Annotated in this window: 17 protein-coding genes; 6 read left to right on the forward strand and 11 right to left on the reverse strand. The window is 67.7% G+C overall.

Annotation, left to right across the window (positions count from 1 at the left end; genetic code table 11):
* Positions 1–32: 32 nt before the first annotated feature.
* The 6 genes from AMYHA_RS16155 to AMYHA_RS16180 form a co-directional block, all read right to left on the reverse strand.
* Entirely contained in the window at positions 33–728 is a 696-nt protein-coding gene (locus AMYHA_RS16155; protein ID WP_034272221.1) for a DUF6230 family protein, read from the reverse strand.
* Positions 728–1,369 (reverse strand): hypothetical protein, encoded by a 642-nt coding sequence (locus tag AMYHA_RS16160; protein WP_157362160.1) that lies wholly within the window; start codon positions 1,367–1,369, stop codon positions 728–730. The genes AMYHA_RS16155 and AMYHA_RS16160 overlap by 1 nt, the downstream gene beginning before the upstream one ends.
* The gene (locus AMYHA_RS16165; RefSeq protein ID WP_196776910.1) at positions 1,366–1,830 is read right to left on the reverse strand and encodes a DUF6114 domain-containing protein; all 465 of its coding nucleotides are present in this window, start codon (positions 1,828–1,830) and stop codon (positions 1,366–1,368) included. Before AMYHA_RS16165 ends, AMYHA_RS16160 begins: the two co-directional genes overlap by 4 nt.
* 14 nt (positions 1,831–1,844) lie before the next feature.
* Positions 1,845–2,582 carry a DUF6230 family protein gene (locus tag AMYHA_RS16170; protein WP_034272226.1) on the reverse strand — a complete coding sequence of 246 codons (738 nt, stop codon included), beginning with the start codon at positions 2,580–2,582 and terminating at the stop codon, positions 1,845–1,847.
* A 13-nt stretch (positions 2,583–2,595) separates the two neighbouring features.
* Positions 2,596–3,084, reverse strand: a complete 489-nt coding sequence (locus AMYHA_RS16175) for a DUF6114 domain-containing protein (RefSeq protein WP_196776911.1) — start codon at positions 3,082–3,084, stop codon at positions 2,596–2,598.
* A 111-nt stretch (positions 3,085–3,195) separates the two neighbouring features.
* On the reverse strand, positions 3,196–3,840 hold the full coding sequence (locus tag AMYHA_RS16180; RefSeq protein ID WP_157362162.1) for a DUF6230 family protein: 645 nt from the start codon (positions 3,838–3,840) through the stop codon (positions 3,196–3,198).
* Positions 3,841–4,317: 477 nt separating this feature from the next.
* Between AMYHA_RS16180 and lepB the strand changes: the two genes are divergently transcribed.
* Entirely contained in the window at positions 4,318–4,932 is a 615-nt protein-coding gene (gene lepB / locus AMYHA_RS16185; protein ID WP_051399986.1) for a signal peptidase I, read from the forward strand.
* A gap of 56 nt (positions 4,933–4,988) precedes the next feature.
* Here the strand turns inward: lepB and coaE are convergent, their stop codons facing one another.
* From coaE to rpsA, 3 genes are all read right to left on the reverse strand, one after another.
* Positions 4,989–6,182, reverse strand: coding sequence for a dephospho-CoA kinase (gene coaE, locus AMYHA_RS16190; protein ID WP_034272228.1), 1,194 nt, complete (start codon positions 6,180–6,182; stop codon positions 4,989–4,991).
* Between the two features lie 180 nt (positions 6,183–6,362).
* Positions 6,363–6,578: a hypothetical protein gene (locus tag AMYHA_RS16195; protein ID WP_034272231.1), complete on the reverse strand. Its 216-nt coding sequence runs from the start codon at positions 6,576–6,578 to the stop codon at positions 6,363–6,365.
* Positions 6,579–6,779: 201 nt separating this feature from the next.
* Positions 6,780–8,294 carry a 30S ribosomal protein S1 gene (gene rpsA / locus AMYHA_RS16200; RefSeq protein ID WP_034272234.1) on the reverse strand — a complete coding sequence of 505 codons (1,515 nt, stop codon included), beginning with the start codon at positions 8,292–8,294 and terminating at the stop codon, positions 6,780–6,782.
* Positions 8,295–8,549: 255 nt separating this feature from the next.
* Here rpsA and AMYHA_RS16205 point away from each other — a divergent pair, with 255 nt between their 5' ends.
* Positions 8,550–9,377 (forward strand): class I SAM-dependent methyltransferase, encoded by an 828-nt coding sequence (locus tag AMYHA_RS16205; RefSeq protein ID WP_051399987.1) that lies wholly within the window; start codon positions 8,550–8,552, stop codon positions 9,375–9,377.
* Positions 9,378–10,367: a GNAT family N-acetyltransferase gene (locus tag AMYHA_RS16210; RefSeq protein ID WP_034272238.1), complete on the forward strand. Its 990-nt coding sequence runs from the start codon at positions 9,378–9,380 to the stop codon at positions 10,365–10,367.
* Positions 10,368–10,398: 31 nt separating this feature from the next.
* Here the strand turns inward: AMYHA_RS16210 and AMYHA_RS16215 are convergent, their stop codons facing one another.
* Complete coding sequence (locus AMYHA_RS16215; protein ID WP_051399988.1) at positions 10,399–10,959, reverse strand: Rossmann-fold NAD(P)-binding domain-containing protein; 561 nt, start codon at positions 10,957–10,959, stop codon at positions 10,399–10,401.
* Positions 10,960–11,113: 154 nt separating this feature from the next.
* Between AMYHA_RS16215 and AMYHA_RS16220 the strand changes: the two genes are divergently transcribed.
* A complete protein-coding gene (locus AMYHA_RS16220) occupies positions 11,114–12,304 on the forward strand; it encodes a beta propeller repeat protein (protein WP_034272241.1) in 1,191 nt (396 codons plus the stop codon).
* Between the two features lie 11 nt (positions 12,305–12,315).
* Here the strand turns inward: AMYHA_RS16220 and polA are convergent, their stop codons facing one another.
* Positions 12,316–15,012, reverse strand: coding sequence for a DNA polymerase I (polA, locus tag AMYHA_RS16225; RefSeq protein ID WP_034272243.1), 2,697 nt, complete (start codon positions 15,010–15,012; stop codon positions 12,316–12,318).
* 81 nt (positions 15,013–15,093) lie between these two features.
* Here polA and AMYHA_RS16230 point away from each other — a divergent pair, with 81 nt between their 5' ends.
* Together AMYHA_RS16230 and AMYHA_RS16235 are read left to right on the forward strand one after the other, a co-directional pair.
* Positions 15,094–15,516, forward strand: coding sequence for a hotdog fold thioesterase (locus tag AMYHA_RS16230; protein WP_034277544.1), 423 nt, complete (start codon positions 15,094–15,096; stop codon positions 15,514–15,516).
* 243 nt (positions 15,517–15,759) lie between these two features.
* Complete coding sequence (locus tag AMYHA_RS16235; protein WP_034272246.1) at positions 15,760–17,019, forward strand: ABC transporter substrate-binding protein; 1,260 nt, start codon at positions 15,760–15,762, stop codon at positions 17,017–17,019.
* Positions 17,020–17,052 lie beyond the last annotated feature (33 nt).

The raw sequence follows: 17,052 nt of genomic DNA on the forward strand, positions 1-17,052 counted from the left end.
ATGGCTGGCACCAGACGTCAGTAAGACGCCCCTCACGGCGACGCCGTCGGCGCCTCGGGAGCGGGACAGGACGTCGTCCCCGGCTCCACCGACACACTCAGACCAGGCATCTCGAACGGGCCGACGATCTCCATGTCGTAGACCGTCCCGGTGATGCGGCTGAACTCCGCGAACGTGGCGTCGATGCCGAACCGGTGGTGGGCCGGGTCGGCCTCCAGCGGGTTCTCGGCGTAGCTGCCGTCGGCGTTCTTGACCGTGGTGGTGTCCTCGGCGGTGGTGCCGAACTTCACCACACCATCCAGGGTGAGGTTGCCCTTGACTTCCAGCCCGTCCAGCTCGACGTTGCGTGCGTCGATCTCCCAGGTCGCGAGGTCGCCGTCCCCGCCGTGCAGCTTGATGGTGAACGCCTGCCCCGCCACGGTCTGGTGCACCGCGACGCACAGCTCGTTGAGCTGCCCCTCGGCGAAGCCGACCCTGGCGAGTCGAATGTTCTCCACGCTGGCGGTGCCATCGTCGGCGCGCACCTTGCGCGGGTTCTCGACCACGCCGAGCGCGAAGTCGACGCCGTAGAGCCCGCTGGTCGCGAGCTCGAACGTCCTGCCCTGGATGACGACGTGGCTGGCCAGCGCGCCCTGCGCCACGCCGACGCCGAGCAGCAGCACGACCAGCAGCGCGGGCAAGCCGAGCACCGCCGACCTGCCCCACCGCGTACCGTGACGCTTCACCATCACGTACCGCCCGTCACCCGCAGTGTCGCGTCGGGCAGGTACACCGGGTTGTCCCGCTCACCCGGCACCGGGTCCGGGTTGTACGAAGTGATCGCGTAGGCGCTCATCCGCAGCCAGCAGCCGGAAATGTCGAGCCCGATGTTGTCGGGTACCCAGGTCCAGGTGAACGAGCAGGTACCCCACTGGAACTCAAGGTCGGTGCCCCACACGTCGGTCCACATGTACTCGCCGTCCGCGTTGGTGCCGCCCAGCTCGATCGGACCGGGTGCGGTGATGTCGACGCCGTAGTCAGCGCGCGACTCCTGGATCAGAATGTGTTCGTCCACGACGAGCCGTTCGAACCGGTAGTGGTTCACCGTCGTGGTCGAGCCGTCCGCCAGGGTGATGCTGGTGGTGCCCAGGTCGGTGAACGAGTAAGCGTGCCACTCGTAGTCGTCGATGAGCGGATCTTCGTCGCCGAAGTAGATCCGGTACGACTGCGGCACCACGCAGAATCCGATGTTCGGGTCGGCGACGCAGTCGGTCTGGGCGTGCGCGCGAGCATCGGTCAGGTCGGGCACAAGGGCGGTCGCGGCGAGCACGGTCAGCACGACGAGCCCGGCCAGCACCCGCAATGCCGTGTGGGGGCGGGACAATCTCACGCGACGGCCCCCACCGGCGATTCGACGTCAGTGCCCTCCGGAGCAGTGCCCTTGGCGGCGTCGGCGGCCGTGCGTTCTTCGCGGCGGGGCCGTTTCGGACCCCAGCCGAAAATCATCGTGCCGCCGAGCACGCCGAGCAGCGTGCCGACGAGGAACCCGCCAAGGTTGGACGCGATGAACGCCGCCACGGCGAACGCGGTGCCGAGCACTCCGCACACCATGCGCTGCGACGGCGAGAACCAGGCGAGCAGGGCGAGTCCGATCATGCCGCCGCCGAGCAGGTATCCGGCGATGCCGGACCCGCCAGCCGAGAGCACAACCTCGATCGGCGCGACGGTCAGCCGCATGACCGCCCAGCCGCCAAGCATCAACCACAACCCGCCCCAGAACGGCCGGGTGCGCCGGAAGTCGGTGAACCAGCGCCACGCCGCCGCGATCCGCCGTGTCGTCATCCCTGCCATCAGGCCCTCCTCGCTCAGCACGTCGTCTTGCCGAGCTCGACGTTCAGCTTCAACTGCGGCAGACCGATGCTGCCAATCAGCTCCACCGTGTATGCAGACGCGGTGAGGTCGTCCACCGTGACGCTGCCCGCCTCAAGTCCGAACTCACCCGGCGTGCCGCCCTCCAGTGGCGTGCCACCCATCTGGATGTCATCGGCGGACTTGCCGAGGTACATATCGGCGAATGAGCTGTTCGTGCCGTCGACCGCGGCCGCCTCGAGGATCAGGTCGGACGCGTTGATCTCCGGGGTCGTGCCCTGCGGCGTGCCGTCGACGACCTCGCCCGCTTTGATCGTCAGCGTGTAGTCAACGGTGGCGATGGTCTGATGTACGTACCCGCACAGTCCGTCCAATTTGGCTGACTTGAACCCGGCGCGGACCATGCCTTCGCTGGCGCCCTCGCCGCCGTCGTCCTTCAGCCGGTCGTGCATGAACGCCGCGAAGCCGCTACCGACGACCTGGTCGGATTGGATGGTGAACGGCTTGTCGACCACCATGAAGTTCGCCGCGAGCAGCCCCTGCGACAACGCGATGCCCGTCGCGGCGAGCGCGCCAACCGCGGGCAGCGCGAGCGCCATGCTGCGTACCGGCCGCGAGCCGCGCTTGACGTCGTCCTGTGCGGAACGACGCATCTCGCGGTTCCAGCCGCCGAGCGCGGCACCGCCCTTGCGGACGGGCGCGCCGAGCGCGCGCCGCAGCCGTTTCGACGTCACGTGATGTCTCCCCCTAGCTGGCATCGGCGACCTGTTCCCGCCGGATAATCCGCCGCAACAGGGGGCGTTCTGGCTTCGGGCCCCACGCGAAGACCATGCCGCCGCCCAGCACACCGAGCAGCATGCCGACGATGAATCCACCGAGGTTGGACAGCACGAGCGCGGCGATGGCGAAGCCGACGCCGAGCAGGCCGGCGAGTTGGCGCTGCGATGGGGCGAACAAGCCGAAACCGGCGAACAGCAGCATGCCGCCGCCGAGGATGTAGCCGGACATCCCGCCGACCCCCGCGGCGAGCGTGACCTGCAGCGGAGCGAACGTCAGTGACATGATGATCCAGCCGCCGAGACCAAGCCAGATCGATCCCCAGAACGGCCGCGTCCTGCGGAACAGCGCGAACCATCGCCAGGCGCGCCGGAGCCTGCCTGACGCCTCGGCGTCCTGCGGTGTGGTGTCGGCAGGCGGCGTCGCCACCTGCTCGGCGGACGGTGTCACAGCAGACATGGGTCCTCCGTGATGATCAGTACAATGAGGTGCGCACCAGGTGAGTGGAGTTGCCGGTGTGGGGAGTTGGTGGCAGCCGAGTCGCCGCCACCAACTCCACCTGGGGAATCGCTAGGGAACGATGGCGCAGTTGTTCGTTCCCGACTCGATGCCGAGTGCCAGATCGTTGAGCTGGATGCTGCCCGCGACCGTGGTGGCGTAGGCACTGGCGTCCAGCCCGGTCAGATTCGCCGTCGACGCCTGGAGACCGAAGTTACCCGCCGTGCCGCCGAGCGACTGCGTGCTGGAACCCATCACCACGTCGTCGGCGCTCTTACCGAGCGCCAGCGCCGACATCGTCGCGTCGGCCTGCACCGACTCACCGTCGAGGATCAGGTCCCCCGCGTTGATGTCGGCGACGCCGTCGGTCGGGTCACCCGCGGTGATCCGCAGTGTGAACGGCAGCCCGAGAACGTCCTGGTGCACCGCGGCGCACAGGCCGTCCAGATCGGCCGTCTCGAACCCGGCCCGCGCGACCGCCTGCCCGTCCGTGGTCCCGTCCGCGTTGTCCTTCGTGACGTCGTCCATGATCGCGCCGAACCCGGAGCCGTTCAGCCCGGCGGACTGAATCTGGAACGGCTGATTGTTGACGTTGAAGGACGCGGCGAGCAGCCCCTTCGCGATAGCGAGACCAAGCGCCACGATCGCAACCGCGGCGACGGCGAAGACGACTGAGAATCTGCCCCAGCGCGTCCTGCCTATGGTCATATCACTCATCTAGTACCTCCCGTGTTGGTATGACCAGCACCCATGGCGCCAGCCAGTGGGAACCGACCGCCTGCCGTGACCCGGCGGACTCGGCGACCCATCCGCGCTCTGACCTGGGTCGCGTCGCCGTACTCCGGGTAACGCCATGCGGCTCGACGGAGAGTGACACGCGCCACCGAACAATGCAATAGACGCATTAACTTAACAAGTCGTACAAATTGTCGCCTGAGTCACTAATAGTTACTGGCGACTAGATACATCACTAGGACGTGTAGATTGGCCGAAGCTCGTCATGATCCAGCTCAACGGCCATCACACTGTCGGGTTACATCATGTCCGACTCGGCGCGTAGGTCACAGAGAGTTAGAGGTCACTATTTGATAACGAACCGCATCCTTCTGGCACATCGCTCGTTAGAAGCCCGCCAACCTGCCCTGTTGACACTCGGTAAACTAGACGAATCCGTCATCGAGGCAAGGAACGACAGTGGCAGAGCGTGACACCTCTCGCACACACGTAACCGCGTTGCGTGTCGCGCTGGCAGCCGTTCTAGCGATCGTCGTGGTGCTCGGCGTCGCGGCCTTGATCGCGATCGTGCTGTCCCTTCACGTTAAAGGCACCAGCATGACGCCCACGTTGTCCGACCAAGATCGCATTCTTATCGACCCATTCTCTGACGTGGCCGACGTCGAACGCTTCGAGATCGTGGCACTCCGCCATGACGGCGCCCGCATCGTCAAGCGGGTCATCGGCCTGCCCGGCGACGAGGTCCGTATCGATCCGGTCGACGGCGGCGCGGAGGTGTTCGTCCGGCCACATGGTGACGACGGCTGGCAACGCGTGGCGGCGCCGGTGTGGCAGCACCATTGGGGCGACGTCCGGCGTTGTTGCGACACCGACGGCACGTCGGGCGCGCAGGATACGGCAGTGGTGCCGGACGGCAGCTACTTCGTCCTCGGCGACAACCCGGCGATCTCCGACGACTCGCGTGTCTACGGCTGGGTGACATCCGACGGCGTCGGGCGGATCCTGCTGCGGGTGTATCCGCTGGATCGCATCGGCGAAATCTCCGGCGACTTCCGGCTGGTGCCCGCGGGATGAGGTGTTATGAGGAGCGTCCTCGCATCGCTACGTGAAGACACCCTTCATGGCACCTGTCATGGCGTCCAGCCGGTCTCAGCGGCCCAGCGATCCGCCTTGGCGGTGACGTCGTCGAACCACATCCGCTTCGCCTCGGCGTAGCGCACGTCTCCAACGGTTTCAGCGGCGCTGGCAGCGCCGGTCGCGGTATCGGCAATGCCGGGAACGTCCGCGTGCTCTCGCTTGATCCGCGCGTACTCCGCCCTGGCATCGACGTCGGCGCGGAGCCAGTCACGCAACAGCAGCGCGCGCCGTGCCGCCGGGCTTCCGTCGACCAGCACTCGCAGCGACACCGGCCGCCCCGGGTCAGCACCACCGTGCAACACAGCGTCTGGAACGGGGGACACGGCGTCGGCGAGGGGGAAGCCGGCATCGGTCAGCGCCGGAGCGAGGGCGTCGACGTCCTGGGCGGAACGCACCGTGAGCTGCAGGTCGAGGACGTCGCGGGCGGGCAGGTCCACCACGGCGGTCGCGCCGACGTGATCAGCACGCACCGCGCGCTCCCCCGCAACCAGCCGGATCCGGTCCAGCACGCGCCGGGCCTGTTCCTGCCACACCGGATCATGTTCCACCAACGTCCGGCCCCACGGAGCGGGACGGCGCAGTCGCACGTTCGCCTCGAACGGCACTAGCCGCTCGGTCCACAGCGCGTCGACCTCGGACCTGACGACGTCCGGGGTGCCGCTGTTGTCCAGCCAGACATCGGCCGCCGCGCGGCGCTGCCGTTCCTCGGCCTGCGCCGCGATGCGGGCGCGGGCATCACGCTCCGGCATGTCACGCGACTCCGCCAGCCGCCGCACCCGGACATCGGCAGGAGCGTCCACGATGAGCACCAGGTGATACGACGGTGCGAGATTGTTCTCCACCAGCAGCGGCACGTCATGCACCACGATGGCGTCGTCAGCGGCCGTGGCGAGGAGTTCGGCGGTGCGTTCCCCGACGAGCGGGTGCACGATGCCGTTCAGCCGGGAACGCGCTGTGTCGTCGTTGAATACCCGCTCCGCCATCGCGGGCCGGTCCAGCGAACCGTCCTCGGCGAGCACGCCGTCACCGAACTCCGCGACGATCGCGGCCAGTCCCGGCGTGCCGGGCTCAACGACGTCACGCGCGATGGTGTCGGCATCGATGAGCAACGCGCCGTGTTCGGCGAGCCTGCTCGCCACGGTCGATTTGCCGGCCCCGATGCCCCCGGTCAGTCCCACGCGCAGCATGCCGCCATTCAAACAGCCCCGTCGCGGGCCCGCGCCGCCACCCTGCTCGGCTCCTGCTCACGCTCGGGGCACACGGTGGCCTGCACTCGCGTCCCCACGAGTGCAGGCCGACCGGGGAGTGCCAGTCGTGTCGCGTTATCCAGCCGCAGGCGCGTGCCCCCACACGCCTGCGCGACCGTGCTACGCGGACGCGGCCGATGCCAAGACGCGCTCGTGCGTCGACGACGCACGAGCCCTGCGGCGCAGCCCAGCAAGGCTGTGCTTGGCAGGAACCAGCAATGCAGCGAACCAGCTGCGCCGGAACTCCGCGAGCGCCTCGGCCACCGGACGATGTTCGACGCAGTGCACAAGCCCCGGCGTCCCGAGCCGGTGCCTCCCGATGTGCTTTGCTTGCATCGGTCCTCCATGTGGGCGATTTACTGCCGCCAGACAGTACGCACAGATGTGAGTCAAGACATGTAGACACGCGGCGTGTCACCCTACAGTTCGATAACGGCCCTAATCGGGGCATTGTCGAGTGCCGGTGTGCGTGTCGCCTGGACACAGCGAAGGCCCGCCACGCACGGAGCATGACGGGCCTTCCTGCGAGCCTGTGGCTTACTGGCCGCCGGAGAGCTTCTCCCGCAGCGCGGCAAGCTGCGCGTCGCTGGCGAGCGTGCCGCTGGAACCGGTAGAGCCGGTGCTGCTGTAGTTCTGCTCGCCGCCACCACCGGTGGTGGCACCCTCGTTCGGGTCCGGCGCGCCAGCACCAGTCGCAGCCGCCTCCGCGTTGGCCTTGATGGCCTCGGAGACCTGCTTCATGTGCTTCTCATAGCGCACGTGAGCCTCGGCGTACTGCTTCTCCCACTCCTCACGCTGCTTCTCGTAGCCTTCCTGCCACTCCTGCGTGTCGGGGTCGAAGCCCTCGGGGTAGATGTAGTTGCCCTGCTCGTCGTACTCGGCGACCATGCCGTACTGTGTCGGGTCGAACTCGGCGTCCGGGGTGAAGCCCTCGTTGGCCTGCTTCAGCGACAGCGAGATGCGGCGACGCTCCAGGTCGATGTCGATGACCTTGACCATGACCTCGCCGTTGACCTGCACGACCTGCTCCGGCAGTTCCACGTGGCGCTCGGCGAGCTCGGAGATGTGCACCAGACCCTCGATGCCGTCCTCGACGCGGACGAACGCGCCGAACGGCACCAGCTTGGTGACCTTGCCCGGCACGATCTGGCCGATGGCGTGGGTACGGGCGAACTGACGCCACGGGTCTTCCTGGGTGGCCTTCAGCGACAGCGACACGCGCTCGCGGTCCATGTCGACATCGAGCACCTCGACGGTGACCTCGTCGCCGACCTGCACAACCTCGCTCGGGTGGTCGATGTGCTTCCAGGACAGCTCGGAGACGTGGACCAGACCGTCGACGCCGCCGAGGTCGACGAACGCACCGAAGTTGACGATCGAGGACACGACGCCCTTGCGGACCTGGCCCTTGGCGAGCGCGTTGAGGAACTCGCTGCGCACCTCGGACTGGGTCTGCTCGAGGTAGGCCCTGCGGGACAGCACCACGTTGTTGCGGTTCTTGTCCAGCTCGATGATCTTGGCCTCGAGCTCGCGGCCGACGTACGGCTGCAGGTCGCGCACCCGGCGCATCTCCACCAGCGAGGCGGGCAGGAAGCCACGGAGGCCGATGTCGAGGATCAGGCCGCCCTTGACGACCTCGATGACCGTGCCGGAGACCGGCTCGTCCTTCTCCTTGAGCTCCTCGATCGTGCCCCAAGCGCGCTCGTACTGGGCGCGCTTCTTGGACAGGATCAGGCGACCTTCCTTGTCCTCCTTCTGGAGAACGAGCGCCTCGACCGCATCGCCCACAGCGACAACCTCAGCCGGGTCGACATCGTGCTTGATGGACAGTTCGCGCGAGGGGATGACGCCCTCGGTCTTGTAGCCGATGTCGAGCAGGACCTCGTCCCGATCGACCTTGACGATGGTGCCTTCAACGATATCGCCGTCGTTGAAGTACTTGATCGTCTTGTCGATCGCGGCGAGGAAGTCTTCCTCCGACCCGATGTCATTGACGGCGACTTGAGTGAGCTGCGCGGTCGCAGTCGGGGCGGTGGTGGTGTCGGTGGACATTAGGTGGGTTGCTCCGGTTATGGATTGTCGTTGGGTGGTCTACGTTTCTCAGTTCTGCACGCGCGGTGGTGGCCAAGCGGTAGAGTGCGAACGTCCGGACGCGGATGGTCGCCGACATCACCGCAAACGGTGCGCGACCCGACCCCAGCGGATCATGACTGGGCATAAGGCAGCGCAAACCCACTGCGCTAGAGGTATCCTACGCGGCCGTTTAGCAGCAGCACAAACCAGGGTCCCACCCCGAGTAGGAGGACAGTGACAGCGCAACAATCTGGAACGACATCCGCAGGTGTGGCGCTTGTCGCGCACCGGGCCGTCGCCTCGGCCGAAGCGGAAGCGGCCAACCGCGCCTGGTGGGACGCCGACGCCGACGACTACCACGCCGAACACGGCGATTTCCTGGGCGACGCCGATTTCGTGTGGTGCCCGGAAGGGCTCACCGAGGAGTCGTCGAGGCTGCTCGGCGACGTCGCTGGCACGGACGTCCTCGAGGTCGGTTGCGGATCGGCGCCCTGCGCACGGTGGCTGCTCACGCGGGGCGCGCGCGTCGTCGGCGTCGATCTCTCCGAGGGGATGCTCCGCCACGCCGTCGCCGCCAACGGCCGCACCGGCCTGCGTCCCGCGCTGCTGCGGGCCAACGCCGAGCGGTTGCCGCTGGCCGACGGCAGTTTCGATAGCGCGTGCTCCGCGTTTGGCGCGGTGCCCTTCGTCGCCTCACTGGCCGCGATATTCGGCGAGGTGTACCGGGTGCTGCGGCCCGGCGGGCGGTGGGTGTTCGCCGTCACTCACCCGATGAGGTGGATCTTTCCGGATGACCCTGGTCCCGCGGGACTGACCGTCACCCAGCCCTATTTCGACCGCACCCCGTACGTTGAGGTCGACGACACCGGTGCGGCCAGTTACGTCGAGTACCACCGCACGCTCGGTGACTACGTCCGCGCGCTGCGCGCCGCCGGGTTCACGCTGGACGATCTGATCGAACCGGAATGGCCCGAGGGGCACACCCAGGTGTGGGGGCAGTGGAGTCCGCTGCGCGGCAGGCTGTTCCCCGGCACGGCGATCTTCTGCTGCCGGAGAGACTGAATGGAGCACCTCACCGACGCCCAAACCCGGCGGTGGGATGAGCTTGACCCCGCGTTGCCGACGCCAGCCGCACTCTCCGACCCACCGGTCACCGCACGGCTGCCGGACGGCAGGGCGGTGCATTGCGGCGTATACCGCGCGAGCTACGACTCCGGCATGGTGCAAAGCCTCTGGATGCCGCGCACGGTGTGGGAGGTGACGCCGCTGCTCGGCGACACCGGCGAGGCGGGCATGACCGCGTCGCTCGACGGACTCCGTCGCTGGTTCGACACCGATGTCACCGCCGACGAGTTCTCTGACGCGGACACCGCGGTGGAACTGTATTGGCCGAGCAGAGACGTCGACGTCGCGCCAGCGCTGTTCCGGCACGGATTCATGCCGATGAGCGTGCTCGCGATACGCACGCGAGGTGCGGCGTCCGGCGCGGTGCCTGGAGTCGCTCGTGGCGAACAGCCCGGCGAGCGCCACAGCCAGACGTCCAGCGCGGGCCATACCCATGTCACCGTGCGTAGAGCCACGCTGTCCGATCTGGACGAACTGGTGGCACTTCAGTCCATGGAGCTGCGGTACTCGCTGCGGGTCATCGGCGGCACCATGCGGGACAACGCCACCGAATTGATCACGACCAGCATGCGGCGATCGGTGTACTTCAGCGGCAGGGTGTTGCTCGCCGAGTCGGACGGGGTCGCGGTCGGCGCCGCGGACTGCGGCCTGGCACGGGCCGCCAAGGGGACCTGGATTCAGCACCGGTTGCCCGCCGGGCAGTGGGGCTACATCGGCACACTGGCGGTGTCGTCGGACGCGCGCGGGACCGGTGTGGGCGGCGCGCTGGTCGAAGCGGCGCACCAGATGCTCGACGCCGATGCCGAGCGCGGCACGTTCTTGTTCTACGACCTGGCCAATCCGCTGTCCACAGTGTTCTGGCCGCGCAAAGGCTACCGGCCGCTGTGGACGAAGTGGGTGTGCAAGCCAGCCGCGCTGCTGCGATGAATGCCATCTTCACCGCGTCGGACGTCAGTCGTCAGTGCGCCGGACGTGGGGCGGTCTCTCCGACATGGTGCTCAGTGAGCGGGCGGTCCGCGAGCGCTCTGCGGACGGCGACCAAGACGCCGTCGACGATCTCCGCGTGGGTGAGCCAGCGGGTGCTGGTGCCCTCCCTGACATAGCCAAGCACGACCCGCTGCGTCGGATGCCCGGACAACGCGGGTTCCGGCTCACCGGGCGGACCCGAATCGCCGTGGACCTCGACCACCGGCGCGTCCTCGGCGAGCAGACCGGTCACCGCGTTCAGGACGGGCACCCGGTATGCCGAGTGCACCCACGACACCAGCAGGTCGGTGGGCCCACCAAGCGCGCGAGCGGCGTCCTGGGCCAGCCGTTCAGGCCGCTCCCACCGCGCCTCGACCCACCGCACGCGGCCGCGCGGGGGTTCCGCGGACACTCTGCCGTGGACCTCGTCCACCGGGATCGGGCAGTACCGCCTGCTGGGCACCACGACGTGCCAGTCCTGCCCAGCGAGCCACCCGGCTACGCCGGAGAGCATGCCGGTGCCACCGAGAATCAAGGCTCGATGCGAGGACATAACAAAACGGTACCGCCGCAACGGCCCGTGTCGTGTCCGAACGTCGCCCGATCAGCGGCACGCTCCCACGCAGCTCATCCGGCTGGCGAGGAGCCACCGCGACGCCAGGCATGCCGCCAGCCTCGTGGCCGTAACCTGGAAGCAGGTGACGTCAATGAGGGGCTCGAGTCACGACCCACCACCTGCTCATCGCGGGAAGCAACTGGCAGGGCTGCTTCTGCTCGCCTCCGTTCTCGTCGCGGTCATGGTGATCGCGCCTCGGCTGAACCCGTCACCAGACCGTTCGATCGAGCGGCCCGAGCCACCTCCTCCGCTGCCTGGCCCTGAGTTCGTCACCCGCGCTGGGTCGGTCATCGACGTCGACTTCGCGGCCGATGGCCATGGCTTCGCGCTCTGGGGGCGGTGCACGAGGCCGCTGGACAACAAGCGCTGTGGGCCGAGGCTGCTTGTCACCGAAGACGGCGATCACTGGCAGGTCAGGAAGTTTCCGCTCCTCAGCGCCATCGAGGTGCGATCGCACCACTACCGGCGTCAGCTGGTCGCGCTCGGCGGCTGCACGGTCGCCGTCGGCCCGGTCAACGGGCACCGGATGATCAGTGACGACTGCGGGCGTCACTGGCACGTAGTCCTGCCAACGGTGAAACGCACGCTCGAACGCATCCCGAAGGGGGGCATCCTGGAACGCTCCTGCGCAGAGCCCGCCACGACGCCAGCCTCGTGCCGCGACACCCGGATCGTGGTGATTCCACCAGGCTCGGGACGCCCCGCGCTCCTGGCGAACGAGCCCGCGGTCGACGACCCCGCACCCGAGCCGGTCCCGACCCACGACGGCCGATGGTGGGTCACCGGCCGCGATCGCGCCACCGGAAGGCCCGCGGTAGCCGTCAGCGAGGACGACGGGCGCAGCTGGTCCGTCGCCACGCTGCCGTTCGACGGCGGCCCGATCGACCGCGTCATGCTGGCCAGCAGGAATGGCCATGCCTATGCCGTTCTCGTTGACCGCTACTCCGGCGGCGCTGGGAGACTCGTCAGCATTTTCCATCGCGAGAACGGCAGCGACTGGGAACGAACCTGGCATGCCACAACGTCCGCCGCGCCCAGCAGCATGAGCGGCGTTCCGATCGTCGCTCCCCGTGACGTCTTATCCGTGGTCGACGCCGAGGACGGGGTGCGGTACCGCAGCGACGACCACGGGCGCACGTTCGAAGCCGCCGTTGGCACGTCCGTCGTGTCACCACGCTGGACCCGGGGCGGCTACGTGGCACGCTCAGCCGAGGAGCCGGGCCGCTGGTTCCGTGCGACCGACGGCGTCCGCTGGCAGCCGATCGAATTCCCGCACCCGTAGCCGAGCCACCCTCAGTGCGCGGCCTCGTTCCACGACCGGCCGTAGCCGACCGACACCTCCAACGGCACCGCCAGCTCGTACGCGGCGCCCATCTCCTTACGGACCAGCGACTCGAGGACGTCTCGCTCGCCCTCGGCCACCTCGATCACCAGCTCGTCGTGCACCTGCAGCAGCACCCGGCTGCGCAGTTGCTCGGCGGCGAGCGCCTTGTGAACGCCCAGCATCGCGACCTTGATGATGTCGGCGGCACTGCCCTGAATCGGCGCGTTGAGCGCCATGCGCTCGGCCATCTCCCGGCGTTGCCGGTTGTCGCTGGCCAGGTCGGGCAGGTACCGCCGCCGCCCGAAGATCGTCTCGGTGTAGCCGACCTTGCCCGCCTCGACGACGACCGACTGCAGGTAATCGCGCACCCCACCGAACCGGGCGAAGTACTCGTCCATCAGCTCGCGTGCCTCGCCGGTGGAGATCCGCAGCTGCTGGGAGAGCCCGTACGCCGACAGCCCGTAAGCCAGGCCGTAGTTCATCGCCTTGATCTTGGCCCGCTGCTCCCCCGACACCTCGCTCGGCTCGACACCGAACACCCGCGCCGCCGTGGCCGCGTGGAAGTCGAACCCGGACTGGAACGCCTCGATCAGCTCCGCGTCCTCCGACAGGTGCGCCATGATCCGCATTTCGATCTGGCTGTAGTCGGCGGTCATCAGCTCGGCATACCCCTCGCCGACGACGAAGGCATCCCTGATCCGGCGGCCTTCCTCAGTGCGGATCGGGATGTTCTGCAGGTTCGGCTCGGTCGACGACAGCCTGCCGGTGGCCGCGACGGTCTGCTGCAGCGTGGTGTGGATGCGCCCGTCGGCGGCGACCGACCGCAGCAGCCCCTCCACGGTCACCTTCAGCCGCATCGCGTCGCGGTGCTCAAGCAGGTGTTGCAGGAACGGGTGCTCGGTCTTCTCGAACAACGTCTGCAGCGCGTCGGCGTCGGTGGTGTAGCCGGTCTTGGTGCGCTTCGTCTTGGGCATCTGCAGCTCGTCGAACAGCACGACCTGCAGTTGTTTCGGCGAGCCGAGGTTGATCTGTTTGCCGATGACGGCGTAGGCCTCCTCCGCCGCGCGCTTGACCCGGTCGCCGTAGTGGGCCTCCAACGCGGTCAGTTGCTCGACGTCGACCGCGATGCCAGCCGACTCCAGCTCGTCGATCACCAGGAACAGCGGCATCTCCATGGTGTCGAGCAGGCTGGTGGCGCCGATCGCGGTGACCTCGGCGTGCAGCACGGACGCCAGCTGCGCGATGGCACGGGCCTTCAGCAGTTCCGCCGCGACCAGCTGGTCCTCGCCGTCGCCCGCGTCGAGCAGGGACAGCTGCCCGTCACCGTCTTCGGAACGCAGCTCCCTGCCGAGGTAGCGCAGCACCAGGTCGTCCAGCGAGAACGACCGCTGCCCCGGCCGCACCAGATACGCCGCCAGCTCGGTGTCCGAGGACAACCCCGCGATGCGCCAGCCCCGCGCACGGAAGGCGTGCAGCGCTGTCTTGCAGCCGTGGCTGACCTTGGTGGCGTCGGCGGCGGCGAGCCAATCGGCCAGCGCCTGCTCGTCGTCCTGGCCAAGCTCGGTGACGTCGAGGTAGCAGCCCTCACCGTCCGGCGCCGCCAGCGCGAGCGAGCGCACATCGGCGGTCACCGACGTGCCGATGGTGCGCGCCGCGAACGCCGTCGGCTCGCCACCGCGCGCATGCTCGGCCAGCCACGCCGCGAGCGTGCCCGGCTCGACCTTGCCGCCGCGCACGTCGAAGCCCTGGTCGGCCTCGGGCTCGGCGCTACTCAACGACTCGAACAGCCGGTCTCGCAACACCCGGAACTCCAGCTCGTCGAACAGCCGGTGCACCGCGTCCCGGTCCCAGGCGCGCAGCTCCAGGTCGGCCGGCGCGGACTCCAGGTCAACATCGCGGACCAGCTCGGTGAGCTGCCGGTTGAGCAGCACGCTCTCGAGGTGCGCCCGCAGCGCGTCACCGACCTTGCCCTTGACCTCGTCCACGCGGTCAACAAGCTCACCGAGTGAGCCGAATTGCGCGATCCACTTGGTCGCGGTCTTCTCGCCGACGCCAGGGATACCGGGCAGGTTGTCCGATGGATCGCCGCGCAGCGCGGCGAAGTCCGGGTACTGTTCAGGGGAGAGCCCGTACTTGGTCTGGACGGCGGCCGGGTCGAAACGCATCAGGTCAGACACGCCCTTGCGCGGGTAGAGCACCGTGATCTCGTCGCAGACCAGCTGCAGCGCGTCCCGGTCGCCGGTACAGATCAGCACGTCGTAGGACAGCTCGCGCGCCTGGGTGGCCAGCGTGGCGATGATGTCGTCGGCCTCGTAGCCCTCTTTCTGCAAGACAGGGATGTTGAGCACCTCGAGCACGTCGGTGATCAGGGAGACCTGGCCCTTGAAGTCGTCCGGGGTGGTGGTGCGGGTGGCTTTGTAGTCGGCGAACGCCTCGGAGCGGAACGTCTTGCGCGAGACGTCGAACGCGACCGCGAGGTGCGTCGGCTGCTCATCACGCAGGAGGTTGATCAGCATGGAGGTGAACCCGAAAACCGCGTTGGTGACCTGCCCCGTCGTGGTGCGGAACCGGTCGGCTGGCACCGCGTAGAAGGCGCGGTAGGCCATGGAGTGTCCGTCGATGAGGAGCAGGCGCGGCTTGGTACTGGTGTTCTCGGTAGGGCTCACGTCCGCGAGTCTAGGGTGGAGCACCGACACTGGATCGGGTGTGTCCCTGTGCAGGAGGAGCCAGCGTTGACCGAGCCGAACATGAGCAACATGATCGCCGACTACACCATCGACCCCGCCTTCGTTGACCAGCAATTAAACGACAAGCTCGGCCTCGTCGTCACCGAGGCGAGCCCGGAGCGTGTCGTCGCGACCATGCCGGTCAAGGGCAACCTGCAGCCGTACGGGCTGCTGCACGGTGGGGCCAACGCCGCGCTCGCGGAGACGCTCGGCTCGATCTGCGCCGCACTCAACGCGGGCGAGGGCAGGCTGGCTCTTGGTCTCGAGCTGTCGTGCACCCATCACAGGGGCGTGCGCAGCGGCATCGTCACCGGCGTCGCGACCCCGATGCACGTCGGCAGGGGCACCATCACCAGCGAGATCGTCATTACGGACGAATCGGGCAAACGGTCCTGCACCGCCCGGCTGACCTGCGTGGTGCGCGACGCGCCATCCGGCGCCTAAGATTCGAGTATCGGCGCGGTGAGACTCGCCAAGTGGATCTTGACAACGTCAAGGAAAGACCACCCGAAAGGGGTTCTGTAGCCCAGTTGGCCTCGATTCAGATCACGAAGCCACAACGAGATTTCATGGGATCTCATTGTCGCTTGCGCCGAAATATCAGTGCGCTAGGTTCCAGGCCACATCAAACGTGTCGGGACGACCTACGCGGTCGAACAGCACGTAGGCGTATCGAGGAGACAAACTATGGCTCGATCTAAGTCCCTGTTGAAGGGCATCGCGCTCGCGGGTGTCGCCAGCTTGGCGCTCACCGCGTGCGCGTCTGACGACGACGCCGGTGGCGGTGACGGCGGCGACGGCGGTGGCACGCTGAAGCTCGGCTATGTCCTGCCAGAAACCGGTCAGCTGGCATTCCTCGGTGACCCGCAGATCGCGGCGACCGAGTTTGCCATCGAGCGGATCAACGAGGCCGGCGGCGTCCTTGGCAACGACGTTCCGCCTGTCGTTGGCCGCGACGAGGCGGGCCAGGAAGCGATCGCATCGCAGTCGGCCGACCAGGTGCTCGGCGAGGACGTCAGCGCCGTGATCGGCGCGGCGGCGTCCGGCATGTCGCTGGCGATCATCGACAAGATCACCGGATCTGGCGTCGCGCAGTGCTCTGGTTCCAACACCGCGCCGACGTTCACCGACTACGACGACGGCGGCTTCTACTTCCGCACCGCGCCGAGCGACGTGCTGCAGGGGCCGGTGCTCGCCGAGACGATCGTCGGTGACGGCCACAGCAGCGTCGCGCTCGTCGCCCGTGCCGATGACTACGGCAAGGGCCTGATGGACGCGACCGCGGCCGCGCTCGAGGAGAACGGCGCAACCGTCGAGCTCACCGAGACCTACGACCCGAAGGCAACCAACTTCGGGCCGGTCGTGCAGAAAATCGAGCAGGCCAATGCGGATGCCGCAGTGGTCATCGCCTTCGAAGAAGGCACACAGATCCTGCAAGGCATGATCGAAGCGGGCGTCGGTCCGGACAACAAGGGTGTGTACGGGGCGGACGGCATGCGTAACACCGACCTGGCCAGCCTGGTTTCCAAGGGCGACCCCGGCAGGCTGTCCGGCATGAAGGGCACCGCTCCGGCGTCGGCGGACAGCCAGGAGTTCACCGACGCGCTGCAGGAGTTCAAGCCTGACCTCGAGGAGCTGCAGTTCGCGCCGCAGGTCTACGACTGCGTTGTCGCCATCGCACTGGCCGCCGAGCAGGCGGGTAGCGCCGATCCTGCCGACTTCGCGCCGGAGATCAATGGCGTCACCAAGGACGGCGAGAAGTGCACCGACTTCGACGAGTGCAAGCAGCTGATCGCCGATGGCACTGACATCGACTACGACGGCAAGAGTGGTCCGCTGGACTTCATCGAGGCCGGCGAGCCGGGCCAGGCGTCGATCGAGGTGTACGGCTACAACGACGAGGGTGAGCTGGAGACTCTGGACACCCAGGTCAGCACACTGGAGTAAGTAGCGCGCTGATCACACGCGAGTGGGGCTGGT

Origin of the sequence: Haloechinothrix halophila YIM 93223 (assembly GCF_000504245.1) — a bacterium.
Taxonomy (GTDB): Bacteria; Actinomycetota; Actinomycetes; order Mycobacteriales; family Pseudonocardiaceae; genus Haloechinothrix_A; species Haloechinothrix_A halophila.